At 68.0% G+C, this 24,817-nt stretch carries 22 protein-coding genes and 1 tRNA gene; 6 read left to right on the forward strand and 17 right to left on the reverse strand.

All coding sequences use genetic code 11. The features are described 5' to 3' along the window. The first annotated feature begins 10 nt into the window (after window positions 1–10). From ACQP1O_RS36675 to ACQP1O_RS36685, 3 genes are all read left to right on the forward strand, one after another. Entirely contained in the window at window positions 11–1,558 is a 1,548-nt protein-coding gene (locus tag ACQP1O_RS36675) for a S1C family serine protease (protein ID WP_433562917.1), read from the forward strand. A gap of 173 nt (window positions 1,559–1,731) precedes the next feature. Beyond that, window positions 1,732–2,169 carry a Sec-independent protein translocase protein TatB gene (gene tatB / locus ACQP1O_RS36680; protein WP_433562918.1) on the forward strand — a complete coding sequence of 146 codons (438 nt, stop codon included), beginning with the start codon at window positions 1,732–1,734 and terminating at the stop codon, window positions 2,167–2,169. A gap of 59 nt (window positions 2,170–2,228) precedes the next feature. Beyond that, on the forward strand, window positions 2,229–3,065 hold the full coding sequence (locus ACQP1O_RS36685; protein ID WP_433562919.1) for a hypothetical protein: 837 nt from the start codon (window positions 2,229–2,231) through the stop codon (window positions 3,063–3,065). Window positions 3,066–3,154: 89 nt separating this feature from the next. Here the strand turns inward: ACQP1O_RS36685 and ACQP1O_RS36690 are convergent, their stop codons facing one another. The 6 genes from ACQP1O_RS36690 to dapE form a co-directional block, all read right to left on the reverse strand. Then, window positions 3,155–4,078: a glucosyl-3-phosphoglycerate synthase gene (locus tag ACQP1O_RS36690; protein WP_433562920.1), complete on the reverse strand. Its 924-nt coding sequence runs from the start codon at window positions 4,076–4,078 to the stop codon at window positions 3,155–3,157. Further along, window positions 4,075–4,950: a dihydropteroate synthase gene (folP, locus tag ACQP1O_RS36695; RefSeq protein ID WP_433562921.1), complete on the reverse strand. Its 876-nt coding sequence runs from the start codon at window positions 4,948–4,950 to the stop codon at window positions 4,075–4,077. The genes ACQP1O_RS36690 and folP overlap by 4 nt, the downstream gene beginning before the upstream one ends. A gap of 74 nt (window positions 4,951–5,024) precedes the next feature. Beyond that, on the reverse strand, window positions 5,025–6,794 hold the full coding sequence (locus ACQP1O_RS36700) for a long-chain-acyl-CoA synthetase (RefSeq protein WP_433562922.1): 1,770 nt from the start codon (window positions 6,792–6,794) through the stop codon (window positions 5,025–5,027). An 84-nt stretch (window positions 6,795–6,878) separates the two neighbouring features. Next, on the reverse strand, window positions 6,879–7,430 hold the full coding sequence (locus tag ACQP1O_RS36705; protein ID WP_433562923.1) for a TIGR00730 family Rossman fold protein: 552 nt from the start codon (window positions 7,428–7,430) through the stop codon (window positions 6,879–6,881). After that, window positions 7,424–8,227, reverse strand: coding sequence for a TIGR00730 family Rossman fold protein (locus tag ACQP1O_RS36710; RefSeq protein ID WP_433562924.1), 804 nt, complete (start codon window positions 8,225–8,227; stop codon window positions 7,424–7,426). The genes ACQP1O_RS36705 and ACQP1O_RS36710 overlap by 7 nt, the downstream gene beginning before the upstream one ends. A gap of 164 nt (window positions 8,228–8,391) precedes the next feature. Further along, on the reverse strand, window positions 8,392–9,495 hold the full coding sequence (gene dapE, locus ACQP1O_RS36715) for a succinyl-diaminopimelate desuccinylase (RefSeq protein ID WP_433562925.1): 1,104 nt from the start codon (window positions 9,493–9,495) through the stop codon (window positions 8,392–8,394). Between the two features lie 109 nt (window positions 9,496–9,604). Between dapE and dapD the strand changes: the two genes are divergently transcribed. Next, window positions 9,605–10,567 (forward strand): 2,3,4,5-tetrahydropyridine-2,6-dicarboxylate N-succinyltransferase, encoded by a 963-nt coding sequence (gene dapD / locus ACQP1O_RS36720; protein WP_433562926.1) that lies wholly within the window; start codon window positions 9,605–9,607, stop codon window positions 10,565–10,567. A 59-nt stretch (window positions 10,568–10,626) separates the two neighbouring features. Here dapD and ACQP1O_RS36725 read toward each other — a convergent pair whose 3' ends face one another. The 3 genes from ACQP1O_RS36725 to ACQP1O_RS36735 form a co-directional block, all read right to left on the reverse strand. Next, complete coding sequence (locus tag ACQP1O_RS36725) at window positions 10,627–10,941, reverse strand: hypothetical protein (protein ID WP_433562927.1); 315 nt, start codon at window positions 10,939–10,941, stop codon at window positions 10,627–10,629. Window positions 10,942–11,045: 104 nt separating this feature from the next. Next, window positions 11,046–11,414 (reverse strand): PPOX class F420-dependent oxidoreductase, encoded by a 369-nt coding sequence (locus tag ACQP1O_RS36730; protein ID WP_433562928.1) that lies wholly within the window; start codon window positions 11,412–11,414, stop codon window positions 11,046–11,048. Between the two features lie 34 nt (window positions 11,415–11,448). Next, window positions 11,449–12,858: an acyl-CoA synthetase gene (locus tag ACQP1O_RS36735; protein WP_433567911.1), complete on the reverse strand. Its 1,410-nt coding sequence runs from the start codon at window positions 12,856–12,858 to the stop codon at window positions 11,449–11,451. 132 nt (window positions 12,859–12,990) lie between these two features. Between ACQP1O_RS36735 and ACQP1O_RS36740 the strand changes: the two genes are divergently transcribed. Next, on the forward strand, window positions 12,991–13,845 hold the full coding sequence (locus ACQP1O_RS36740) for an oxygenase MpaB family protein (protein WP_433567912.1): 855 nt from the start codon (window positions 12,991–12,993) through the stop codon (window positions 13,843–13,845). A 13-nt stretch (window positions 13,846–13,858) separates the two neighbouring features. Here the strand turns inward: ACQP1O_RS36740 and ACQP1O_RS36745 are convergent, their stop codons facing one another. After that, window positions 13,859–14,491 (reverse strand): TetR/AcrR family transcriptional regulator, encoded by a 633-nt coding sequence (locus tag ACQP1O_RS36745; protein ID WP_433562929.1) that lies wholly within the window; start codon window positions 14,489–14,491, stop codon window positions 13,859–13,861. A 146-nt stretch (window positions 14,492–14,637) separates the two neighbouring features. Between ACQP1O_RS36745 and ACQP1O_RS36750 the strand changes: the two genes are divergently transcribed. Continuing rightward, window positions 14,638–15,501 (forward strand): oxygenase MpaB family protein, encoded by an 864-nt coding sequence (locus ACQP1O_RS36750; protein WP_433562930.1) that lies wholly within the window; start codon window positions 14,638–14,640, stop codon window positions 15,499–15,501. Window positions 15,502–15,609: 108 nt separating this feature from the next. Here ACQP1O_RS36750 and ACQP1O_RS36755 read toward each other — a convergent pair whose 3' ends face one another. From ACQP1O_RS36755 to ACQP1O_RS36785, 7 genes are all read right to left on the reverse strand, one after another. Beyond that, the gene (locus ACQP1O_RS36755) at window positions 15,610–16,569 is read right to left on the reverse strand and encodes a proline dehydrogenase family protein (protein WP_433562931.1); all 960 of its coding nucleotides are present in this window, start codon (window positions 16,567–16,569) and stop codon (window positions 15,610–15,612) included. Next, window positions 16,566–18,203, reverse strand: a complete 1,638-nt coding sequence (pruA, locus tag ACQP1O_RS36760) for an L-glutamate gamma-semialdehyde dehydrogenase (RefSeq protein WP_433562932.1) — start codon at window positions 18,201–18,203, stop codon at window positions 16,566–16,568. The genes ACQP1O_RS36755 and pruA overlap by 4 nt, the downstream gene beginning before the upstream one ends. Before the next feature lie 94 nt (window positions 18,204–18,297). Further along, window positions 18,298–19,785, reverse strand: a complete 1,488-nt coding sequence (locus tag ACQP1O_RS36765; RefSeq protein WP_433562933.1) for a GMC oxidoreductase — start codon at window positions 19,783–19,785, stop codon at window positions 18,298–18,300. Between the two features lie 391 nt (window positions 19,786–20,176). After that, a tRNA-Asp gene (locus tag ACQP1O_RS36770) sits at window positions 20,177–20,250 on the reverse strand. A gap of 70 nt (window positions 20,251–20,320) precedes the next feature. Further along, complete coding sequence (gene dapC, locus ACQP1O_RS36775) at window positions 20,321–21,427, reverse strand: succinyldiaminopimelate transaminase (RefSeq protein ID WP_379393940.1); 1,107 nt, start codon at window positions 21,425–21,427, stop codon at window positions 20,321–20,323. Between the two features lie 9 nt (window positions 21,428–21,436). Continuing rightward, complete coding sequence (gene fdxA / locus ACQP1O_RS36780) at window positions 21,437–21,760, reverse strand: ferredoxin (RefSeq protein WP_356995845.1); 324 nt, start codon at window positions 21,758–21,760, stop codon at window positions 21,437–21,439. A gap of 210 nt (window positions 21,761–21,970) precedes the next feature. Beyond that, window positions 21,971–24,652 (reverse strand): bifunctional FO biosynthesis protein CofGH, encoded by a 2,682-nt coding sequence (locus tag ACQP1O_RS36785; RefSeq protein ID WP_433562934.1) that lies wholly within the window; start codon window positions 24,650–24,652, stop codon window positions 21,971–21,973. Between the last annotated feature and the right edge of the window lie 165 nt (window positions 24,653–24,817).

The following is a 24,817-nucleotide window of genomic DNA, read 5'->3' on the forward strand; positions in this document are numbered from 1 at the left end:
AGTCCATAGCGTGACCACCGAATCGAAGAACACGGGCCCGGGGCCCGAGCGGGATGCGGCTTCCGATTCGGCGGCCAATCGGGGGAACCTGAGGCCGTCGGACGCACCGGTGCTGGGGCCTCGGCCGGTCTTGCGGCCACATGTGGACACCCACACCGCCCGCGCCTTCCGCCGCCCGAACGGTCAGCACGGCTCGTTCGCCGCGCGGTCGGCGAGTGCCGCGGGGGCGGCGCCGCAGGGGGAAACCGAGATTCAGAATCGCCCGCCGGACGCGGTGCTGGCGGAGGCGTTCGGTCGTCCGGAGGGTTCGACCGACCTGCTGCAGCGGGACCCGGAGGCACAGACCGAGACGACCGCCCCGGCCGCGCCCGCCGATCCGTGGCGGGACCCGAATTCGGCCGCGCGCCTGGGCACTCCGGCCGTGCCGCAGGCCCGGCCGCAGGCGCTGACACCCGGACCCAAGCTCGGTGCGCGGGAGGTGCTGTTCGGTGGCCGGGTGTCCTGGCAGGCGCTGGCGCTGCTCGCGGTCATCGCGGCGGTCATCGGATTGCTCGGCGGGTTCGTGGGGGCGTTCACCGGCTCGTCGGCCTCGGCGCTGACCTCGCGCAAGGTGGCGCTGCAGTCCGCGCCCGCGGTCAGCGAATCGCACAACCAGATCACCAAGGTGGTCAATGCCGTCATGCCCGCGGTGGTCACCGTCCGGGCGTGGCTGGGTGACACCGGGTCCACGGGCTCGGGCGTGGTGATCGACGGGGCCGGCTACATCGTCACCAACAACCACGTGATCTCGCTGGCCGCCAATGACAAGTCGGGCAAGGCCAAGCTGGATGTGGTGTTCTCCGACGGTTCCCGGGTGCCGACCCAGATCGTGGGCCGCGACACCAAGTCGGACCTGGCGGTGCTCAAGGTCGATGTGAAGAACCTGTCGGTGATCCAGCTCGGCAATTCCAATGACGTGCAGGTCGGCGATGACGTGCTGGCCCTGGGTTCACCGCTGGGCCTGGAGAAGACGGTCACCTCCGGCATCGTGTCGGCGCTGCACCGGCCGGTGAAGGTGGGCGGCGAGGGCACCGACACCGATGCCACCCTGGACGCCGTGCAGACCGACGCCGCCATCAATCACGGCAACTCCGGCGGCGCGCTGGTGGATATGCAGGGCCGGCTGATCGGCATCAACTCGGCGATCAAGTCCGAGAGCGGCGGTTCGGTGGGCCTGGGCTTCGCGATTCCGGTGGATCAGGTCAAGCGGATCTCGCAGGCGCTGATCCGGGACGGTTCGGTGCACCACCCGCGACTGGGTGTGAGTGCCAAGACCAAGATCGTCGCCAATGATGTGATGAGCGGCGCGGCGGTGGCCGATGTGCAGGCCGGTAGCCCGGCGGCCAAGGCGGGCATCGTGGAGGGCGACGTGATCGTGAAGGTCGGCGACCGCGATGTGTCGGGTCCGGAGGAACTGACGGTTGCGGTGCAGTCGCACGAGATCGGGCAGACCGTGACGGTGCGCCTGATTCGCGACGGCCGCGAGGTCGATGTCCCGGTCACTCTGGAATCGGACTAAGAGGTAATCGAACCAAGAAGTCGAACTGGGAAGAATGTCGCGCCCAGAGTTCGCGGCCCGCCCCGGTCTGGACTGACGGAGCGGGGGAGCGAAGCGGAGGAGCGGAGGAGGGAAGACCGGGGTTACGAGGGCCGCGAGCCGCCTGGAGCGAAGCGGAAGGCAAAATAAGTACTGTGTTCAGCAATATCGGCTGGGGCGAGATGTTGATCCTGCTCGTCGCCGCACTTGTCATTTTGGGTCCGGAGCGACTGCCGGGCGCCGTTCGCTGGACCGCGCACGCCCTCAAACAGGCACGCGATTACGCCACCGGCGCGACTCAGCAATTGCGCGATGAGCTCGGCCCGGAATTCGACGAGATCCGGAAACCGTTGGAGCAGTTGAACGAACTGCGCAGTATAAATCCGCGATCGATGGTCACCAAACACCTGCTCGACGGTGACGATTCGATCCTGAACAGTTTCGATGACCTGACCAGTTTCGACAAGCCGGTGAGCAACCCGAACAGCGGAAACGGTTACACCAACAGCGGATCCGGCCCGGTTTCGATGCCGAAGGAACAAAAACCGCTGGAGCGCAACGAACGTCCGCCGGTGGATCCGGACGCCACCTGAGATCAAATATGTCGACCGTACTTGACGCATGATGCTGTCCAGCTATCTAGACTGCGCACATGTCGGCCGACGAGGTGGCCCGGGTATTCGCGATCGAGGACAAGGTCGAACGCCTGAAAGCCGCCACCGAAGGCGTGGCAGCCGCGCAGCAGCAGATCAATGAGCTGACTCGCATCCGCCGCGCCGTCATCCGCGAACTGCATGCCGAGGGCTGGACGTTCGCGAGAATAGGTGCGGCCGCGGGACTTTCCCGCGCCCGCATCCACCAGGTGAGCACCCAAGGGCCAGTACCGGAAGGTTTGTTCTTCGGGCACGGGCCGCTCACCATCCTCACCCCGGACGTCCGCAGCACGACGCGCTCCATCGCCCTCGTGGGTGCGCCCGATGCCGCTGCGCCGCACCGGCTGGTCGAGCTACTACGGGAACTCGGCTTCACCGCCAATGTCCAGCGCTTCCTGCCGGGCCGCCCGCTCGACCTCGACCGGGATGGCCTGATCGTGCTCGGCGGGCCCGAATTGTCGCCCAGTCTGCGGTATCTCGTGGCCGCGGACCCGCGCCTGCGCCGCACGGTGGCGCGCGCCGGGCGGGTGCGCCGGGGCATCGAGGACCGGGCCGCCCGCCGCGTCTACCGCCCGGGCGGCACCGAGCCATACGACATCGCCTACCTGGCCCGCCTCCCCCGCCCGGACGGCAAGGGCAGCGTGCTGGTCATCGACGGCCTGCACCCGCCCGCCTCGTTGGGCGCGATCCGGTTGCTGGCAACCAGACTCGCGACCCTGCACGAGCGTGCGAGCACCCATCCGTTCTCGGCGGTGGTCGGTGTCCGGTACGACCGCTCCACCGGCGAACCGATCGAGGCCGACCTGCTGACGCCGATCTACCGCCACGACCGATAGCCGGATCCGTGGCCGACATGATGGCGCGCAACGGAATCCAGCGAGGTGGAGCGGGCGAGGGCAGTGCGCCGCCGCCCGGCCCCTCGAGGTCAGGCGGCGGCCTCCTCCGGGCGGAGGGTGTTCATCGGGGGGCGGTCGGCCAGCGAGACTTCGGTGGCGTGGGCGATGAATTCGCCTGCGACCATGGGGAACTGGGTCAGGGCCGCGCCGGAGTCCTGAATTCCGCTGCGGCCCAGGACGGTGCCCAGGATCTGGCGGCTCATGACGCCCAGGTCGGCCAGCGGGCGGTTGCGGTGCTGACGGACACCGAGATTGACCTGGCCGATGCTGGACAGGCCCAGCAGGTCGTAAGTGTCCAGCAGCAGGCCGATTTCGACGCCGTAGCCCGGCGCGAACGGTACCGAGGTGAGCAGTTCGCGGGTACCGGCGTACTCACCACCCAAGGGCTGCAGCACATTCGACAGTTCGGGACGCAGCGCGGCCAGCAGCGGGCGGGCCACCAGCTCGGTGACGCGGCCGCCGCCGTGGTGGTCCACCGACTCGCCCGTGCGCAGCGGGCGGCGGTAGTAGGCCTTGACCAGGTGCATGCCCTCGACGGTGAGCAGCGGGCCGAGCAGCCTGGGGACGAAGTCGGGGTCGGGGTCGATGAGGTCGGAGTCCACGAAGGCGATGATGTCGCCGCTGGTGACCGCCAGCGAGCGCCACAGGCATTCGCCCTTGCCGGGAACGGGGTCGAGTTCGGGGACGGCTTGTTCGCGGGTCACCACGGTGGCTCCGGCCGCCTGTGCACGGGCGGCAGTGGCGTCGGTGGACCCGGAGTCCAGGACGACGAGTTCGTCCACCAGCGTGCCGAGCAGGGGCCGGATGCTGGCCACCACGGCGGCGACGGTGGCTTCCTCGTTGAGGGCGGGCAGCACCACCGAGACGGTGCGGTCGCCCTTGGCGGCGGTGAGTTCCGCTACCGTCCAGTCGGGGCTGTCGAAGGTGTTGGTGTTCACCCAGTCTGTTTTCATGCGAGACCTCGCAGGGTACGGGCGGGTGGGCGGTGACCCTGGATGGCGGCGATCATGTCCACCACCCGGCGGGTGTGAGCCACCTCGTGCACTCGAAAGACGCGAGCACCCGCGGCGGCCGACCAAGCAGTCGCTGCCAATGTGCCCTCCAATCGTTCGGACAGCTCGACGACACCAAGAGTCTCTCCGATGAAATCCTTATTGCTCAGCGCCATCAAGACGGGCCATCCGGTTTTCACAAGAACGTCTATCGCACGCAACAATTCGAGCCCGTGATAGGTGTTTTTGCCGAAATCATGGGTCGGATCGATCAAAATCGAGTCCTTGGCCACCCCTGCCGCCGCAGCATTTTCGGCCGCGGCCACCACCGCCTCGGTGACCTGGGTCACCACATCCGTGTACCGGACCCGGTGCGGACGGGTCCGCGGAATCGCACCCCCGGTGTGGGAGCACACAATTCCTACGCCCAGTTCGGCGGCGACGCCGACCAGTTCCGGGTCCGCCCCCGCCCAGGTGTCGTTGATCAGATCCGCGCCCTCGGCGACCGCGGCCCGGGCCACGTCGGCACGCCAGGTGTCCACGCTGATGAGCAGATCCGGGTAGCGCTCGCGAATGGCCGCCACGAACGGCACCACCCGGCGGGCCTCCTCGACATTGCCCACCTCGGCGCCCGGACCGGCCTTCACTCCGCCGATATCGACCAGATCCGCGCCCTCGGCGACGGCCTTGTCGACGGCCCGCATGGCGGCCTCGTCACTGAACGTCGCGCCTCGGTCATAGAAGGAGTCCGGCGTCCGGTTCACGATCGCCATGACAAGCGCCCGATCCGTCGCCACCGGCTTCCCGCACAATGTCGGCAACGGCGCACACATGCCCTCGACTGTACCGAGGGCTGTGGCGCCACTGCTGGGCAGCCGACCGGAACCGGGCTCCGACCGGCTGCTGTTCAGTTGCCGGGCGCGCGCCCCGCGGCGACGTCGGCGGCGTATTCGGAGTACGCGGGAATGTAGCCCTCGGTGCGGTCCGCGAGGACGTAGAGGGTGCTCTCGTCGTCGGGGGTGTAGCCCTGCTTGCGCAGTTCCACCTTCCGGTTCTTGAAGGTGGAGGTCTGCTCGAGCTCCGGCACCACGCGGATGAACAGGGGCACGGCGTAGGCCGGCAGGTGGTCGTAGAGCACCTTGGCGGCGACCTTGCCGTCGAAGTGCGCACCCTCGTGCAGCGTCACCGCGGCCATGCCCGCCTTGCCGTCGGCGCCCGGGATGTCGACGCCGAAAACGACCGCCTGCGTGACCGAGTCGATGCCGTCGAAGGCGCCCTCGACCTCGGTGGTGGCGACGTTCTCGCCCTTCCAGCGGAAGGTGTCGCCGAGGCGGTCCACGAACGCGATATGGCCCCAGCGCTGGTCGCGCACCAGGTCACCGGTGTCGAACCAGCAGTCGCCCGGCTCGAAACCGTCTCGCACGAGCTTGGATTCGGTGGCGGAGGCATCGGTGTAGCCGTCGAAGGGCGAGCGCGTGGTGACCTTGGCCAGCAGCAGCCCGACCCCGCCCGGCGGCACCCGGCGCAGGCGGCCGTCCTGGTGGCGCAACGCCTTGCCGGTGGCGTCGTCGTATTCGACGATGGCGAAGGGCAACGGGGTGAAGCCGGCGGTCCGGGCGACCGAGAAGGCGTTGATGAAGGCGACGTTTCCCTCACTGGCCCCGTAGAACTCGACGATCCGCTCGATGCCGAACCGCTGCTGGAATTCGTCCCAGAGCTCGGGCCGCAGGCCGTTGCCGACGCAGAGCCGGACGGTGTGTGCGCGGTCGGCGGGCTTGGCCGGCTGGTTGAGCAGGTAGCGGCACAGCTCGCCGATGTAGATGAAGGCGGTGGCCTGGTTGGCGATGGCCTCGTCCCAGAAGCGGGTGGCCGAGAACTTGCGGCCCAGCGCGAAGGTCGCGCCGCCCGCGATCACCGAGGACAGCGCCACCGTGAGCGCGTTGTTGTGGTACAGCGGCAGACAGCAGTACAGCGTGTCCCGGCCGTCGAGCCGGACGCCGAGCCCGCCGATACCGGCCATGGACTTGGTCCAGCGCAGGTGGGTCATGACGCTGGCCTTGGGCAGCCCGGTGGTGCCCGAGGTGAAGATCAGGTAGGCGCGTTCCTTGGCGGTGATCTCTTCGGTCACAGCGGGATTCGAGGCGTCGGCGGTGCGGGCCTCGGCGGCCAGCTGCTCGGACCAGAGCAGGGCGGGCCGGGCCTCGGTGAGGGTGTCGAGGGCGTCGGCACACTCCTCGCCGATCACGTCCAGCACCGAATTCAGCAGCCCGAAACTGTGCTGCAGCACCACGTCCCGCTGATTGTGGTTGAGCAGGCCCGCGGTGGCGCCGAGTTTCACGGTGGCGAGCACGGTGAACAGCGCCTCGGCGCGATTGACCATCAGGATGCCGACCACGTCGCCGCGCTCGACCCCGTGCGCGGCGAGCACCTTCGCGTACCGGTTGACCTCGGCATTGGCCTCGCCCCAGGTGTACACGCGCCCTTCGAATTTCAGGAAGGGCCGGTCCGGGTGCCTGGCCGCGCCGCGCTGGAAGAACAGCCCGATGGATGCCTTGTCGCCGGATTTCACCAGCATGTGCACGATATTGCGGAGCATGCCGGGGGCCTGCATCGCCATGCCGGGCAGACCGCGGGCCAGATCGAGCAGGCTCACCGTTGAACGGGCATCGGTATTCACTTCGCTGTGCTCCTCGCGTTCACGTCCCCCGCTGCCCACCCTTACCGATTCGCCCGATCTTGTCGAGTGAAACCAGCCGGTTTCTCAACGGCCGGGACGCAGGGCCTCGAAAGCGGAGTCGAAGTCCTTGGTCACCAGCACCCGATCGATCGCTTCGCGGCCCGCGTACCCGCGCAGCGGCAGCCGCTCGACCCACTCGAACAGGCCGCCGTAGTGATCCTGCGGATCGAGCACCACCACCGGCTTGGCGTGCACGCCCAGGTATGCCCCGGTCCAGGTCTCGAAGAGTTCCTCGAGGGTGCCGATGCCGCCGGGCAGGGTCAGGAAGGCGTCGGCGCGGTCGTCCATGACCTGTTTGCGCTCGCGCATGGTGTCGGTGACGATCAGCTCGTCGGCGTCGGTGTCGGCGACCTCGCGGTGCACCAGCTTCTTGGGGATCACCCCGACGGTCCTGGCCCCGGCGGCCCGCGCCGCCTGCGCGACCGCGCCCATCATGGACACATTGCCGCCACCGGACACCAATTGCCAACCGCGACGGCCGATCTCGTCGCCCACCCGGGTGGCCAGATCGAGCGCCACCGGATCGTCCACGCTGGCAGAGCAGTACACGCAGACCGCGTAGGCGGCACTCACCACTGATCCTCCACGCCCGCCTCGTCCAGCTCGCGGCGCGCCTGTGCGGCCTCCACCACGACCCGCACCACCTCGTCCACGCTGTCGGTGACATGCAGCAGCCCCAGGTCGCCGGGGGCGACCTTGGCCGAGCCGAGCAACGAGTCGCGCATCCAATCCATCAGTCCCGCCCAGTATTCGGTGCCGAACAGGATGATCGGGAAGCGGGTGATCTTGCGGGTCTGCACCAGGGTCAGCGCCTCGAACAGTTCGTCGAGGGTGCCGAAACCGCCGGGCAGACAGACGAAGGCCTGGGCGTACTTCACGAACATGGTCTTGCGCGCGAAGAAGTACCGGAAATTGATGCCGAGGTCGACCCACTCGTTGAGGTGCTGCTCGAAGGGCAGTTCGATGCCGAGACCGATGGAGTATCCACCCGCTTCCGACGCGCCCCGGTTGGCCGCCTCCATGGCGCCCGGTCCGCCGCCGGTGATGACCGCGAAACCGGCTCGGGCCAAGGCACTTCCGATGGCCATGCCGGCCTGGTACTCGGCCGACTCGGCGGGGGTGCGGGCGGAGCCGAAGACCGCCACCGCGGCCGGCGCCTCCGCCAAAGCGCCGAAGCCCTCGACGAATTCGGCCTGGATGCGCAGTACGCGCCAGGGGTCGGTGTGCACCCAGTCGGCCGGCCCGCGCTCGTCCAGCAGATGCTGATCGGTGGTGCCTATCCCCTTCTTGCGATCCCGCCGCAGCATGATCGGCCCGCGGAATCGTGGCGTCTTAGGCGAACGCACACCCTCGTATTCACCGTCAGCAGACATGCAGGCAGTATCCAATTTGCCCTCCGCTTCGCTACGGGCGGGGTTCGCGGCGCTGGAAGTCTCGATTCTTCACTCCCTCCGCTCCTCCGCTTCGCTCCCCCGCTCCAGTCGCTCCAGAATCGAGACGCGCCGCGAACCTCTGGGGCTTCTACCTGCTGGTTCTATCAGCCTTTGGCGCCGGTGAGGTAACTGCGCAGCATCGACGTCACCTGGGTGATCTGGTCGACGGGGAGGTGCTCGTCGCGCTTGTGCGCCAGGTTCGGGTCGCCCGGGCCGAAGTTGACGGCCGGGATGCCGCGGGCGGCGAACCGCGAGACATCGGTCCAGCCGTACTTGGCGCGGACGCCGCCGCTGCCGTGCGCGTGCACGATCTCGATGAGGTCCTTGGCGGCCGGATTGGACAGGCCGGGCAGGGCGCCGGGCGCGCCGTCGGTACGCACGAAATCCAGTTCCAGACCGGCGAATACCTCACGCACGTGCTCGGTGGCCTGGTCCAGGGTGCGGTCGGGGGCGAAGCGGAAGTTCACGTCCACGGTGGCCACGTCCGGCACCACATTGCCGGCCACGCCGCCCTCGACTCGGACCGCGGACAGGCCCTCGCGGTAGGTGCAGCCGTCGATCTCGACCTCGCGCGCCCGGTAGCGGGCCAGCCGCTCCAGGATCGGGGCGAGACGGTGAATGGCGTTGTCCCCCAGCCAGGCTCGCGCGGTGTGCGCACGCACGCCGGAGGTGGTCAGACGCACCCGCAGGGTGCCCTGGCAGCCCGCCTCGACCCAGCCGCCGGAGGGCTCGCCCAGAATGGCCAGATCGCCCGCGAGCCACTCGGGCAGTTCGCGTTCGATGCGGCCCAGGCCGTTGAACTCGGCCGCGATCTCCTCGCAGTCGTAGAAGATCAGGGTCAGGTCGTGGACCGGATCGGCCACGGTGGCCGCCAGGTGCAGGAAGACCGCGTCACCGGACTTCATGTCGACGCTGCCGCAACCCCACAGCTGCCGTTCGCCGTCCGCGGTGGTCTCGAAGTGGCCGGGGACATTGTCGGCGATGGGCACGGTGTCCAGATGTCCGGCGAGAATGACGCGAGTGGGCAGCCCCCGATTGGTGCGCGCGAGCACGGTATTACCGTGCCGCAGGATTTCGAATCCGGTGGTCTGTTCGTGCAGCGCCGTTTCGACGATGTCGGCGATGACCTTCTCGTTCTTCGACACGCTCGGAATGTCCACGAGCGCGGCGGTGAGTGAAATGGGGTCGGCACTCAGATCGATGGTCACTTGATCCACCATAAAGGAGGAATAACCTCCGTTCTCCGCACGGCCGCTGCGTTGGCACAAATCGGCACCGCATGAGGTATGAATTCACAGCCCGGTAACGTAGGGGGACGTGAGTACACAGGGAGCATCTGCAGTCGGCCTAGCCACCATCACCGTCAACGGCACAGTCCTGGACACCTGGTACCCGTATCCCAGCCTCGGGACCTTCTCCGCCGACGAGGTCGGCACCGTCCGGCTCGATGCCTCGGATCCCGAATACGCGAAGTTCGCCGCGTCGGTCGGCGAGGACGAGGCGCGCCGCGTGGAGATCGTCGCGGTGCGCACCGTCATCGCCGATCTGGCCGCCGCGCCGATCGACACTCACGACGCCTACCTGCGTCTGCACCTGATCTCGCACCGGCTGATCCGCCCGCACGGCGCGAACCTGGACGGCATCTTCGGCCTGCTGGCCAATGTGGTGTGGACCAACCACGGCCCCTGCTCCAACGAGGAATTCGAGCTGACCCGGCTGAAGCTGCGCGCTCGCGGCCCGGTCACCGTGTACGGCGTGGACAAGTTCCCGCGCCTGGTCGACTACGTGCTGCCCTCGGGGGTGCGCATCGCCGACGCCGACCGGGTGCGCCTGGGCGCGCACCTGGCCTCGGGCACCACGGTCATGCACGAGGGCTTCGTCAACTTCAATGCCGGCACGCTCGGCAATTCCATGGTGGAGGGCCGGATCTCGGCCGGTGTCGTGGTCGGCGACGGCTCCGATGTCGGCGGCGGCGCGTCCATCATGGGCACCCTGTCCGGCGGCGGCAAGCAGGTCATCTCGCTCGGTGAGCGCTGCCTGCTGGGCGCGAACTCGGGCCTGGGCATCTCGCTCGGCGACGACTGCGTGGTGGAAGCGGGTCTGTACGTCACCGCGGGTACCAAGGTCGCGCTGCCGGACGGCGCGGTCGTGAAGGCCGGTGAGCTGTCGGGCAAGTCGAACCTGCTGTTCATCCGCAACTCGGTGACCGGCGCGGTCGAGGTCCGGCCCCGCAAGGGCACCGGCATCGAACTGAACGCGGCGCTGCACGCCAACGACTGACTCCAGTGACGAGAAAACCCCTGACGGCTTGCGCCGCAGGGGTTTTCGTCATTTCGCGCTCAGTGGTAGAGGCCGCACCAGGGCGCCGCCGAGCCGTCCATGACGGGGAACGGGATGCCGCCGGAGTTGCACTGACCCGACCCGGTCTGGAACGCCTTGATCAGGTTCGACGAGCCGGTGGACGACGGGTCGAAGGATCCGGTGCCGGTGGGCCCGGTGTTCACCGAGCCGGTGCCGGTGGTGCCGGCGATCTGTTCGGCCGGCTGCTGCATGGGGGTGAGGGGCAGCACATCGGCGGTGGCCGCGGCGGCGGGAGCGAGCAGGCCGGCGAAGACGGCGGCGGCCGCCACGGTGGTGCGCAGAGAGGTGTGCATCGAGCGAATCTCCTTGGGAACGTGACTATTTCGCTTCACGTAAGCTAGATGTTCGCTCGCAGGCTGGACGAGACCCCGAAACCTCCGGCACCGGAACTCCGGTGTCAGAGGCCGAAGGCGATGACCCGTTCGGGGGTGATGCGGATCAGCTCCGGGGACAGGCCGGGGTACCACGACTCCATGTCCCGCAACGCCTGCGCGGTGCCGCGGATTTCGAGGCACCGCACCGTCCAGGGGTCGACGGAGGGGACGTCGTCGACCACGAAGGCGACCCGCTCCTCCTTCAGCAGATTGCGGAACTTCTGGCTCGCGCCCAGATCGCGTCCACCGATGTCGATGGTGCCCAGGGCCGCGTTGTAGCGGAAGCCCACCGGATTGTTCTGCGGCGAGCCGTCGGGACGGATGGTGGCCAGCCGCCCCAGTCGCTGGCTGTTCAGGTACTCGATCTGGGCGGGCGACAGAGATGCGGTCATACCGATCACGGTAGGACCTCGAGTGCACTCGAGGTCAAGACAGCAGTTTCTTCTGAACCTTGCCCATGGCATTGCGCGGCAGACCGTCCACCACGCGCACCTCGCGCGGCCGCTTGTGCGCCGAAAGTTCGCCCGCCACATGGGCGATGAGCTCGTCGGCGATCGCCGCGCCCGCACCGGGGCGGAGCACGACATAGGCGACGATGCGCTGCCCCAGATCGTCGTCCGGGACGCCGACGACCGCGGTCTCGGCCACCGCCGGATGCCCCAGCAGCGCGGTCTCGATCTCGCCCGCGCCGATGCGGTAGCCACCGGACTTGATGAGGTCCACCGATTCCCGGCCCACGATGCGGTGGAAGCCCTCGGCGTCGATGACCGCCACGTCGCCGGTCCGGAACCAGCCGTCGGCGGTGAAGTTCTCGGCGGTGACCTCGGGCTTGTTCAGATAGCCGTCGAAGAGCATGGGGCCGCGCACCTGGAGTCCGCCGACACTCTCCCCGTCGTGCGGCACCGGGTCGCCCGCCTCGTCGCGCAGCCGGGTCTCGACGCCCGCGACCGGGGTCCCGACCCAGCCCGGGCGGCGTTCCCCGTCGGGCCGGGTGGAGAGGGTGATCATGGTTTCGCTCATGCCGTAGCGCTCGATCGGGGCGTGCCCGGTGAGCTCGGCCAGCCGCTCGAACACCGGCACCGGCAGCGGCGCGCTGCCCGAGATCAGGATCCGTGCCTTCGCCAATTCCCGTGCGGCGTCGGGGTCTTCGGTGATTCGCGACCACACGGTGGGCACGCCGAAGTACATGGTGCCGTGGGCGTCGGCATATGCCTTCGGGGTGGGCTTGCCGGTGTGGACGAGCGGGCTCCCGGCCCGCAGCGGGCCCAGCACGCCGAGGATCAGGCCGTGCACATGGAACAGCGGAAGACCGTGCACCAGAACGTCTTTGGAGGTCCATTTCCACGCCTGGATGAGCGCGTCCAGGCCCGCCGCGATGGCGTCACGGCTGAGCATCACACCCTTGGGTGCGCCGGTGGTTCCGGATGTGTAGAGGATGAAAGCTGTTGCCTTCCCTGCGGGTTCGGCGTATCGATGCCAGGACCGCGCGTGCTTGCGCACCGGGATCACCGGCAGGTCGTAGCCCTCGGGAGCCTTGCCCAGCCAGGCCTGCGCACCCGAATCCCGCAGGATGTGCGCCAGTTCCGCACTGCCCGAGTCCGGCGGCACCGGCACCACGGTCACCCCGGCGATCAGGCAGCCGACCACGGCGAGCACGGTGGTGACGGTCGGTTCGGCCAGCACGGCCACCCGGCGCGCCTGGGCGACGCGTTCGGCGACGGAGGTGGCCGCGCCGAGCAGATCACTGCGCGACAACGTCTCCCCGTCGATGGTGACGGCATCCGGGATATCGGCTCCGGCGGCGATGGCGGCCGGGTTCAGCGAGCTCAGCAACAGCGGCGACACGGGCCCACGCTACCGGAGCCGCTCGGCAACGAATCGCTTGCGAAGCCGCCGAGCCGGTTGACAGGGGCCCGAGTGGGTAAGAAAGTTTCTATATAACTTTCTCACCCGAGGATGTGGTCGATGATGACCAGGCCGCTGCCCGACCGGTTCGAATCCGCAGCCCCCGCACCGGAGATCGACGTCCGCCGCTATCTGGACGGTGCGGCAGGCTTCTTCGGCGCGGCGGCGAACGTGATCATGCAGCTCTCCCACCCGCCGGTCGGCTACGGCGTGGTGGAGAGCCCGGTGGAATCCGGGAACGTCATGATCCATCCCCTCAAGCGGCTGCGCACCACCCTCACCTACCTGGCCGTGGCCCTGCTGGGTACCGAGGAAGACCGCGCGGCCTATCGGGAGGCCGTCGATTCCGTGCACAAGCACGTCCGATCCCGCCCTGACAGCACCGTGAGATACAACGCCTTCGACCCCCAGCTCCAACTGTGGGTCGCGGCCTGCCTGTACTGGGGTGCGCGTGATCTCTACGAGCGCATGCACGGACCCATGGACGACCGTGACGCCGACACGTTCTACCGCTACGCCGCAAGGCTCGGCACCACGCTGCAGGTGCGCCCGGACATGTGGCCCGCCGATCGCGCTGCCTTCGACCGCTATTGGGACGAGAACCTCGCCAAGACCCGCATCGACCCCAAGATCCGGGCCTACTTCGAGGATCTCATCGACCTGAAGATGTTGCCCCGTCCGTTCCAGCTGGCTTTCGGCGGCGTACACCGCTTCTTCGTGACCGGCCTGCTGCCACAGCATCTCCGCGACGAGATGGGCATGACCTGGACGCCGCGGCAGGACCGCGCGCTGGCCCGGATGCTGCGGCTGGCCGGTGTGGCCGAGTCGGTCGTGCCCGCGTCACTGCGGGCCTTCCCGCTGAACGTCTATCTCACCGATATGCGCCTGCGCCACCGGCTGGGCCTGCGGCTGGTGTGAAAGCCGTTGCCGGTCAGAGGATCCGGAAGCCGGGGACGATGTGGTCGCGAGCGAACTGCCGCAACGCGTCGGGGTCGTCGAGCGGGATGACCGTCTGCGGGGTCAGGGCCAGCGAGAGCGCGGCGCGGGCGATCATCTCGGCCAGCGGCAGCGGATCATATTGCGGCAGTTTGCCTTCCGTCTGCAAGCGGGCCATGAATTCGGCCAGGTAGTCACGGCCCAGTTCGATGACCGGCGCACCCTGCACGGTCAGATACGGCAGCACGATCTCGGGTTCGGTCTTGAGCAGCCTGCCCAGCAGCTGATTGCCGCGCAGTCCCTCGATGAATGCCACGAACAGTGCGATGATCTGATCCTCGGCGCTCTCGTCGCGCTCGATGGGACCCTGCACGGCGGTGTCGACCTCGTCGATGAGCTGACGGGCCTGCCGGAGCCCGACAGCCTGGATGAGATCGTTCTTGCCGGCGAAGCGGCGGTACAGCGTGGCCAGGGACAGCCCGCCGCGCCGCGCGACCTCCACCATGCTGGTGCGTTTGATGCCGAAGTCCAGGAAGGCCATGAGGGCGGCATCGAGGACCTTGGCCTGGTTGTGATCCTCGGGGCCGGATCCGCGGACGAGCGGCAGCAGTTTGGCCAGTTTGGCCATGGTCCGGGCCCTTTCCGGTCGCAAAGAAACGGTGAGGCACCAATCTTCGCACATTGACATGACCACCCCGCGATGAGAAGGTGAGGAGCAAAATTTCTCACACTCTCCTCATGGGCGAGGAGTGACGACGAGGAGCCGAGTCAACGATGACCGCCCCCCTGCGCAAGTTCGACGAGTTCCCGCCGGCCTACGAGCCGATGACCCCGGAATCCGTGCGTGAGCACATCGACGGCGTCGCGGCCTTCCTCGGCGGCGCGGCCAATGTCGTCATGCAGCTCTCGCTGAAACCCGTCGCCTACGGCGTCATGGAGAGCGACGTCGACAGTGGCAAGGTAACGCTGCACCCGATCAAGCGGCTGCGCACCACCCTCACCTATCTGTCGGTCGCGCTGCTCGGGAACGAGGACGACCGCCGCGACTACCGCGAGGCCGTGAACCGCTCCCACCGCAGCGTCCACTCCAAGCCCGGCAGCGCGGTCAAGTACAACGCCTTCGACCCCAAGCTGCAGCTATGGGTGGCGGCCTGCCTCTACTGGGGCGTCGACGACCTCTACCACCGCATGCGCGGCCCGATGAATCCCGAACTGGCGGAAGCCTTCTACCAGTACTGCGCGCGGCTGGGCACCACCCTGCAGATGCGTCCCGAGATGTGGCCCGCCACCCGCGACGAGTTCTACGTGTACTGGGAGGAGAACCTCGCGACCAAGTCGATCGACGGTCCCACCCGCAAGTACTTCAACGACCTCACCGACCTGAAGATGCTGCCCTGGCCCCTGCAGATCACCCTGGGCGGCCTGCACCGCTTCATCGTCACCGCCCTGCTCCCCCCGCACCTGCGCGAGGAGATGGCCATGACCTGGTCCGCCCGCGACGAACGCATCTTCGCCGGCTTCCTCCGCCTGATCTCCGCCGTCTGGACCCGCATGCCCACCCCGATCCGCCTGTTCCCCTACAACTTCTACCTCGCCGACATGCGCTTGCGCCGCCGCCTCGGCCGCCCCCTGGTCTGAACCAACTCTCGGACCCTCAGTCCACCCCCGAAACCCCATCCTGCGGAGGACCGCTCACTCGAGGGTGTGGCCCCGGCGCGCGCCGGGAACGACCCGCGACCGCGGCCCTCAGGCGCGGTCGGCCAGGGCTCGGAGGAAGAAGGCGAGGTTGGCGGGGCGTTCGGCGAGGCGGCGCACGAGGTAGCCGTACCACTGGGTGCCGTAGGGGATGTAGACGCGCAGGGAGTGGCCGCCCGCGACGAGGCGGCGCTGTTCGGCGTCGCGAATGCCGTAGAGCATCTGGAACTCGAAATCGCCCGGGTTGCAGTGGTTTTCGATGGCCAAAGCGAGGGCTGCGTCGATCATGGCCGGGTCGTGGGAGGCGATCATGGGGTACCAGGCACCGCGAAAGAGGACATCGAGGCAGCGCAGGTAGGACGCGTCGACCTCGGCGCGGCGCCGGTAGGCGACGGTCGCCGGTTCCTGGTACGCGCCCTTGCAGAGGCGGACGCGGGTGCCGTCGGCGGCCAGGTCGCGGGCGCGGTCCTCGGCCCGGCGCAGGTAGGTCTGCAAAGCGACGGCGAGCCAGGGGAATTCGGTGCGGGCCTGGCGGACCGCCTCCAGGGTGCCGGCGGTGGTGGAGTGGTCCTCGGCGTCGACGGTCACCCAGACGTGCCGCTCGACGGCCTTGGCGCACAGCTTGTGCAGGTTCTCCGCGGCGATGGCCGGCCCGTCCTGCCCCAGCGACTGGCCGAGCGCCGACAGCTTGAGCGAGACCTCCACCCGGGGGATGTCGGTGTGCGCGCCGGGCATCATCTGGTCGGCCTCGGCCAGGTCGTCGATGAGCGAAAGGTATTCCGCCACCGCGGCATCGGCCTGGACATGCTCGGTGGTGTACTCGCCCAGGAAGTCGACGCTCACCGCGCGGCCGCTCGCCAGCAGCTCGCGCGCCACCGGCACCAGCTCGGCCCTGGTTTCCCCGGCCACGAACCGCCGGACCACCGCAGCGGTGACCGGCACCCGGGTGACGGCGTCCTTCATCCGCGACGATCCGGCCGCGGCCAGAATCGCTGGCCGCAGTGGATTCATCGCGTCTCCATGTGGGCGTAGCGGTAGTCGGTCGGTGGAACGAAGGTCTCCTTGAGCGTGCGGGGCGCGACCCAGCGCAGCAGGTTGAGGTAGGAGCCCGCCTTGTCGTCGGTGCCGGAGGCGCGGGCCCCGCCGAAGGGCTGCTGCCCGACCACCGCGCCGGTGGGCTTGTCGTTGATGTAGAAGTTGCCCGCGGCGAATCGCAGTGCGTCCGCGGCGGTTTCGACGGCCTTGCGGTCGCGGGCGAAGATCGCACCGGTGAGGGCGTAGGGCGAGGTCCCGTCCACCACCTCGAGGATCTCGTCGAACGAGTCGGGGGCGCTGTCGTCGTAGACGTACACCGACAGAATGGGCCCGAAGTACTCGGTGGCGAAGGCATCGTCGCCCGGGTCCTCGCCGAGCAGCACGGTCGGCCGGACGAACCAGCCCTCGCTGTCGTCGTAGCCACCGCCCGCGGGGACCGTGAGCCCCCGGTCCTTCGCCTTCTCGATGGCGGCCACGCACTTGTCGTAGGCGCGGTTGTCGATCACGGCCCCACCGAAATTCGACAGATCGGCGACATCGCCGTAGGTCAGCGACTCCACCTCGGACAGGAAGTCCTGCCCCATGCGCTGCCACACCGACCTGGCGACATAGGCGCGCGAGGCGGCCGAGCACTTCTGCCCCTGGTATTCGTAGGCGCCGCGAATCATGGCCGTGCGCAGGGCATCCGGGTCGGCGGAGGGGTGGGCGAGGATGAAGTCCTTCCCGCCGGTCTCCCCCACCAGCCGCGGATAACCGTGGTAGCGGCCGATATTCGAGCCGACGCTCTGCCACAGGTACTGGAAGGTGCGGGTGGAACCGGTGAAGTGGATGCCCGCCAGCCGCGGGTCGGCCAGCGCCACCTCCGAGAGCTGCGCGCCGCTGCCGGTCACCATATTGATGACCCCGGGCGGCAGGCCCGCCTCCTCCAGCAGCGTCATCGTGTAGTACGCCGAAAGTGTCTGTGCCGAGGAAGGTTTCCAGACGACGGTATTGCCCATGAGCGCGGGTGCGGTGGGCAGGTTCCCGGCGATGGCGGTGAAGTTGAACGGCGTGATGGCGTAGACGAAGCCCTCCAGGGGCCGGTAGTCCATCCGATTCCACACGCCCGCAGCCGATTCCGGCTGGACCGCGAGAATCTGCCGGGCGAAGGCGACATTGAAGCGCCAGAAGTCCACCAGCTCGCAGGGTGCGTCGATTTCGGCCTGCTGCACCGATTTCGACTGGCCGAGCATGGTGGCGGCGGCCAGGGTCTCGCGCCAGGGCCCGGCCAGCAGGTCGGCGGCCCGCAGCAGGATGGCGGCGCGTTCCTCGAAGGGCATCGCTTGCCAGCCGGGGGCGGCGGCCGTCGCCGCCGCGATGGCCGCGCGTGCTTCGTCGTGGGTGGTGTGGGTGTAGGTCCCGAGTGCCTGCCGGCGCCGGTGCGGCATCACGATGGTGTGCCGCTCGCCGCCGCCGGGCTGGTGCTTGCCGCCGATGACGAGCGGCACATCCACGGGGTCGGCGGCGAGAGCGGCGAGCCTGCCGGCCAGCAGCTCGCGTTCGCGACTGCCGGGGGCATAGGTGTGCACCGGTTCATTGCCGGGAGCAGGGACAACCGTGACAGCGTCCATATCCAAGGCTAACGCGATCGCCGCTGTCCGACCGGAACGAACACGCCCCGGCCGGCCCCGCCGACGGAATTTCTCCGTCAGCGGGGCCCCTTCCTCAGTGGAAGTCCTGCGAAATGATCGTCTCGATATTGCGTTCCGCGAGCGCGGTGATCGTGACGAACGGGTTGACGGTGGTGAGGCCCGGAATCAGCGAGCCGTCGATGACGTACAGGCCCGGGTACTGGGTGAGCCGCCCGTAGTTGTCGGTGGACACGTTCAGCACGCAGCCGCCGAGCGGGTGGTAGGCGAAATCGTCGCCCCAGGTCTTGTATTCGCCGAACAGGTCGGTCCGGTAGATGGTGCCTTCCTTGCTGTTGATCTTGTCGAAGATGCGCTTGGCGGCGTCGATGCTGGGCTGATTCCAGGCGGTCTGCCAGTTCAGGTCCACGCCACCGGTTCCCGAGTTGTAGGTGAATGTGCCGCGATTCGGGTTCTTGGTGATGGCCAGGTACAGGCTGGCGAAGGTCTCGATGCCGGCCGGGAACGGCGACACCTCCGCGAAGGCCGGGCCGCCGCTGTCCGCCCAGTTGTCGATACCGACGCAGGGGATACAGGACTGCAGGCTGCCGGTGGCGTCCCAGGCCTGGTTCTGCCGGGCCACCATGACATTGCCGTTGTTGCCCCACCCGGCGCCGATCGAGTCCGGCAGATTGCCCAGCTTGCCGGTGGCCTTCTGCGTAACCAGCAGCTTGCTGGTGCCGACACTGCCGGCCGCGAAGAAGACCTTTTGCGCCGTAACGGTTTTCGCTTTCACGGTATTGCCACTGGTGTCGATCTGGTTCATCGACACCGAGTAGCCACCGCCATTGGCCGGCGCCACCGTGGTGACCACGTGCTGCGGCACGATGGTCACCTTGCCGGTGCCCGACGCCGCCGACAGATAGGTCTTGTCCAGCGAGTTCTTGCCGTAGTTGTTGCCGTAGATGACCTCGGCGTTGAGCGCCGATCGCGGGGCGGTGCTGGCTTGCTCCTGCTTCATGTAGTTGAAGTCGTAGACGTTGGGCACGAAGGTGTACGCGAACCCGGACCGCTGCGCCTGCTTGATGCCGACCCGCGCGAACTGATAGCAGTCCGCGCCCTGGAACCAGGTCTGGTCGATGTTGTTCACCTTCAGCGCGGCATTGGCGCGCGGGTAGTAGGTGCTGTACATCGAGCCGGCATCCACCGACGGCAGGATGCTGCCGAAGTTCTCCTGCTTGGGCGTCACCGCCATACCGCCGTTGACCAGCGAACCGCCGCCCACGCCGCGGCCCTGGTAGATCCGGATCCCGCTGAACTGCTCGGAATCCAGCACGCCGGTGTAGCTGGAGATGGACTTGTTGTAGGGCGCGCCCATGAAGTGGTTGACGGGCTGGTCGGTCTCGGTCCGCAGCCAGAAGGACCGGCCGTCCGGATTGAGCATGTTGCAGAAGACCTTGCCGTCGGACCCTGGCTGGGTCCAGGACATGCCCTTCTCGACCATGATCACGTTCTGCCCGGCCTGCGCGAGCCGCAGCGCCGCGACCGCGCCGCCGTAGCCGGTGCCGATGACCAGGATCGGCATCGTGTCACCGTCATTGATCGATCCCGTGGGTAGCGCCCGGGCCAGAGGCGCCTTCGGTAGTAGCGCAGCCGCCCCCAGAATGACACCTGTTGCAGCTAGGAACCCACGTCGGCTGACATTGCTGCCATAGACACTCTTACCGGGGGTTTCATAAGACAGACCACGCACTGAAAGACTCCTCATCGAGTTGCGATGAGAACCTGTTATAGAGGTAGTGAAGAGGCTGCGTGTCAGTTTTGCGAAAAATCGAGAGGCGACAACTGATTTCGCGAGATGCGGGTAACTCCCCGGGTACGCCCAGAATGGTTTCGGTACCCAACCGCCGGCACAGGTTGCCAGCTATGAACGGCTCTCAGCCCCCCGCTGAATATGCGGGGAGGCGGAACAGAGGCGACCCTGACGGGACTCGAACCCGCGACCTCCGCCGTGACAGGGCGGCGCGCTAACCAACTGCGCCACAGGGCCTTGCAAATCGCTCGGCCACCGGGCCTTGCAACGTCGTAGACGCTATCACGGGCCCGGTGGTAACGGGAAATCAGCTGGTCAGACGATCAGCGGCCGCGGTGATTCGTTCGTCCGTGGCGGTAAGGGCAATGCGCACATGCTGATTGCCACGCGGGCCGTAGAACTCGCCCGGGGCCGCCAGGATGCCGCGCTCGGCCAGCCAATCGAGGGTCGTGCGGCATTCCTCACCGCGCGTCGACCACAGGTACAGACCCGCCTCCGAGTCGTCGATCCGGAATCCCGCGCGCTGCAGGGCATCTCGCAGCACGACCCGCCGCGCCCGGTAGCGGTCCTTTTGCTGAACCTCGTGCGCGTCATCGCCGAGGGCCGCGGTCATGGCCGCCTGGATCGGGAAGGGCAACATCATGCCGGAGTGCTTGCGCACCTCCAGCAACTCCGCCACGAGCGCCGGATCACCGGTCACGAAACCGGCCCGGTAACTGGCCAGATTCGAGGTCTTGGACAGCGAGTGGATGGCGAGCAGGCCGGTGTGGTCACCATCGCTGACCTCGGGGTCGAGGATCGACACCGCGCGGCCCTCCCAGGCCAGCCCCAGGTAGCACTCGTCGGAGGCGACGATGGCCCCGCGCTCGCGGGCGAACTGCACCACCTTGCGCAGGTGGTCGACGCCCAGCACCTTGCCGGTCGGATTCGACGGCGAGTTGAGGAAGATCAGCGCGGGCCGCTCCGGGCCGAGCTGGGTGGTGCCGTCGGCGCGCACGTAGCGGGCCCCGGCGAGCAGCGCGCCCACCTCGTAGGTCGGGTAGGCGACCTCGGGGATGACGACCAGATCCTGCGATCCCAGGCCGAGCAGCCGCGGCAGCCCGGCAATGAGCTCCTTGGTACCGATGGCCGGCAGCACCGCCGCCGGGTCCACCCCCGTGATCCCGAATCGCCGCTTCAGCGCCGCGACAACGGCTTCGCGTAATTCGGGCGTGCCGTGCGTGGTCGGGTAGCCCGGCACCTCCGCCACCGACGAGAGTGCCGTGCGGATCAGCGGATCCACCGGATCGACGGGTGTCCCGACCGAGAGGTCGACGATGCCGTCCGGATGCGACGCCGCCTTCGCCTTCACGGAAGCGATGGTGTCCCAGGGGAAATCGGGTAGCAGAGCGCTGACCCGGCCACGCGCGGTCAAATGCTCGTCCTACTCGCCGGCCATCGGCGGCAGCGCGGCGATGAACGGCGGGTCGTAGTCGACCTTGCCGACCTTGGTGGCGCCACCCGGCGAACCCAGGTCGTCGAAGAAGTCGACATTGGCGTTGACGTAACCGGCCCACTGATCCGGGGTGTCGTCTTCGTAGAAGATGGCTTCCACCGGGCAGACCGGTTCACATGCACCACAGTCCACGCACTCGTCCGGTTGGATGTACAGCATGCGGCCACCCTCGTAGATGCAGTCCACGGGGCATTCCTCGATGCACGCCTTGTCCTTCACGTCAACGCACGGTTCAGCGATGATGTACGGCACTGCCGCTCTCCTAGTCTGTCCTCACATACGGGATACTCCGCCCGGCGAAACCCTAGCAGCGTCCGACTTGCCCTCCGCTGCGCTACGGGCTGTTCGCGGCCCTCATAACCCCGGTCTTCCCTCCTCCGCTCCTCCGCTTCGTTCCCCCGCTCCGTCGGTCCAGACCGGGGCGGGCCGCGAACCTGCGGGTGGGGGCGTCGGAAAGGAGGTCTACTCCAGGGTGACAAGCCTATACGGGTTGTGCCCGGCGGACGTATTCGAGTGGTGCGGCGGGACACCGTAGGTGGTGGTGCGCTGCCGGACCGGGCGGCCGATACCCGACGCGATCTCCGTCAGTTCCCCGACCGTCTTGGCTGATCCATGTTCGGAACCGGCCATGCGGGAGATGGTTTCCTCCATCAGGGTGCCGCCGAGGTCGTTGGCGCCGCCGTTCAACATGAGCCGGGTTCCGGTGATACCAAGTTTGACCCAGCTGGTCTGAATATTCTCGATCCGGCCGTGCAGCATGATCCGCGCCAGGGCGTGCGCGGCCCGATTCTCCCGCACGGTCGGGCCGGGCCTGGAGGCGCCCGCGAGGTAGAGCGGGGCGCTCTGGTGTACGAACGGCAGCAGCACGAATTCGGTGAAACCACCGGTCTCGTCCTGGATTCCGCGCAGCACGCGCAGGTGGCCCACCCAGTGCTTCGGATTGTCCACGTGGCCGTACATCATGGTCGAGCTGGAGCGCAGGCCCAGCCGGTGCGCGGTGGTGACCACATCCACCCAGGCCGAGGCGGGCAGCTTGCCCTTGGTCAGCACCCAGCGCACCTCGTCGTCCAGGATCTCGGCGGCGGTGCCCGGAATGCTGTCCAGCCCGGCCTCTTTCAGCGCCGACAGCCAGTCGTGCACCGACTGCCCGCTGCGGGACGCGCCATTGACGATCTCCATCGGGCTGAACGCGTGCACGTGCATCCCGGGGACGCGAGCCTTGATGGCACGCACCAGGTCCGCGTAGCCGGTGACCGGCAGCTCCGGATCGATGCCGCCCTGCATGCAGATCTCGGTCGCGCCCTCGACCCAGGCCTCCCAGGCGCGGTCGGCGACCTCGGCCGGGCTCAGGCTGAAGGCGTCGGCATCGCCCTTGCGCTGCGCGAACGCGCAGAAGCGGCAGCCCGTGTAGCAGATATTGGTGAAGTTGATGTTCCGGTTGACGATGTAGGTGACGTCGTCGCCCACGGTGTCGCGGCGCAGCTGGTCGGCCAGCGCGGTCACCGCCTCCAGGGCCGGGCCGTCGGCGGTGGCCAGGGCCAGGTACTGGTCGTCGGTCAGGCCCGCGGGGTCCTTCTCGGCGGCGCGCAGGGCGGCCATCACGTCGGCGTCGACCCGCTCCGGGGCGGAACCGGCGAGCTCGAGCACCTGCTCGCGGATGCTCTCCCAGTCGCCGAAAGCCCCCAGCGATTCATCAGCTATCCCTGCGTCGCTGCGGAATTCGGTCAGGCGCCCCTCGGCGTCGATGGCGGTGTGCAGGTCGATACGGCCGACCGATTCCCAATCCTGGTCCGGCTCCTGCCAGGGCAGGCCGGACGGCTTCACGTCGGCGGCCAGGCCGGTCTTCGGATCCATCAGTGCCGCAACATGTTCGGAAATCCGCGGATCGATCCACGGATGGCCCGCCAGCACATACTTCGGGTGGGCGGTGATGCGCTCGGTGAGGACGTAGCCGCAGTCGGCGGTGATCTGCGCGAGGGTCTCCAGATTCGGCCACGGACGTTCCGGATTCACATGGTCGGGGGTGAGCGGCGAGACCCCACCCCAGTCGTCGATACCCGCCGCCAGCAGCGCCCGGCATTCCTCCAGCGACACCAGATTCGGCGGCGCCTGGATGCGCATCTTCGGTCCCATCAGCAGCCGGGTCACGGCGATGGCGGCCCGGAACTCCTCCAGCCCGGCGTCCGGGCTGTGGCGCATGGCGGTGTTCTGCTTGGCCAGGAAGTTCTGCACGATGACTTCCTGCACATGCCCGAAAGCCTTGTGTACCTTGCGAATCGCGAGAATGGACTCGGCGCGCTCGACCACGGTCTCGCCGATGCCCACCAGGATGCCGGTGGTGAACGGCACCGACAGGCGTCCGGCGTCGGTCAGCGCGCGCAGCCGCACTGCCGGGTCCTTGTCCGGCGAACCGTAGTGCGCCTGACCGGGTTCGGTGAACAGCCGCGTCGAGGTGGTCTCCAGCATCATGCCCATGGACGGCGACACCGGCTTGAGCCGCGACAGCTCCTCCCAGCTCATCACGCCCGGGTTCAGATGCGGCAGCAGTCCGGTCTCCTCCAGCACGCGAATCGCCATGGCGCGCACGTAATCCAGGGTGGAGTCGTAGCCGCGCTCGTCGAGCCACTGCCGCGCCTCGGGCCAGCGCTCCTCCGGGCGGTCGCCCAGGGTGAAAAGCGCTTCCTTGCAACCGAGTTCGGCGCCCTGCCGGGCGACCTCGAGAATCTCGTCCGGCTCCATGTACATGCCCTTGCCCTGCGCGCGCAGCTTGCCGGGCACGGTGACGAAGGTGCAGTAGTGGCAGCGGTCGCGACACAGATGCGTGATGGGGATGAACACCTTGCGGGAGTAGGTGATCGGCAGCACCTCACCCGCGTAGCCGGACTCCCGCAGACCGGCATCGCGCACCCGCGCGGCCGACGCGCACAGATCCTCCAGATCGGCACCGCGCGCGTGCAAGAGCACCACGGCCTCGTCGAGATTGAGGGTCGCACCGTCCCGGGCCCGGCGCAGCGCACGACGCATCGCGGAATCGGTGGGCACAGCGGAACCATTGGGTATGGCGGAACCCGTGGGCGCAGCCGAACTGCTGGTGGGCCTCGGCGGCAGGCTCGGGTTCGGTAGATCCGTCACGGTCTCGATCATGCGCCATCCATCCGGCTGTTCCGACTCGGGTGCCATGGAACGAGCCAACCTGCCGCCCACCTCCGGTATTCCGAGTTGATTATTCGTATCCTCGAGTTCATCTATTCAAATTTCAGTTCTGATGAAATAGCCTCGCGGGCGTCCACTTCGCAGAAGAAGAGGGAG

Source organism: Nocardia sp. CA-151230 (genome assembly GCF_050942175.1).
In the GTDB taxonomy this organism is placed as follows: Bacteria; Actinomycetota; Actinomycetes; order Mycobacteriales; family Mycobacteriaceae; genus Nocardia.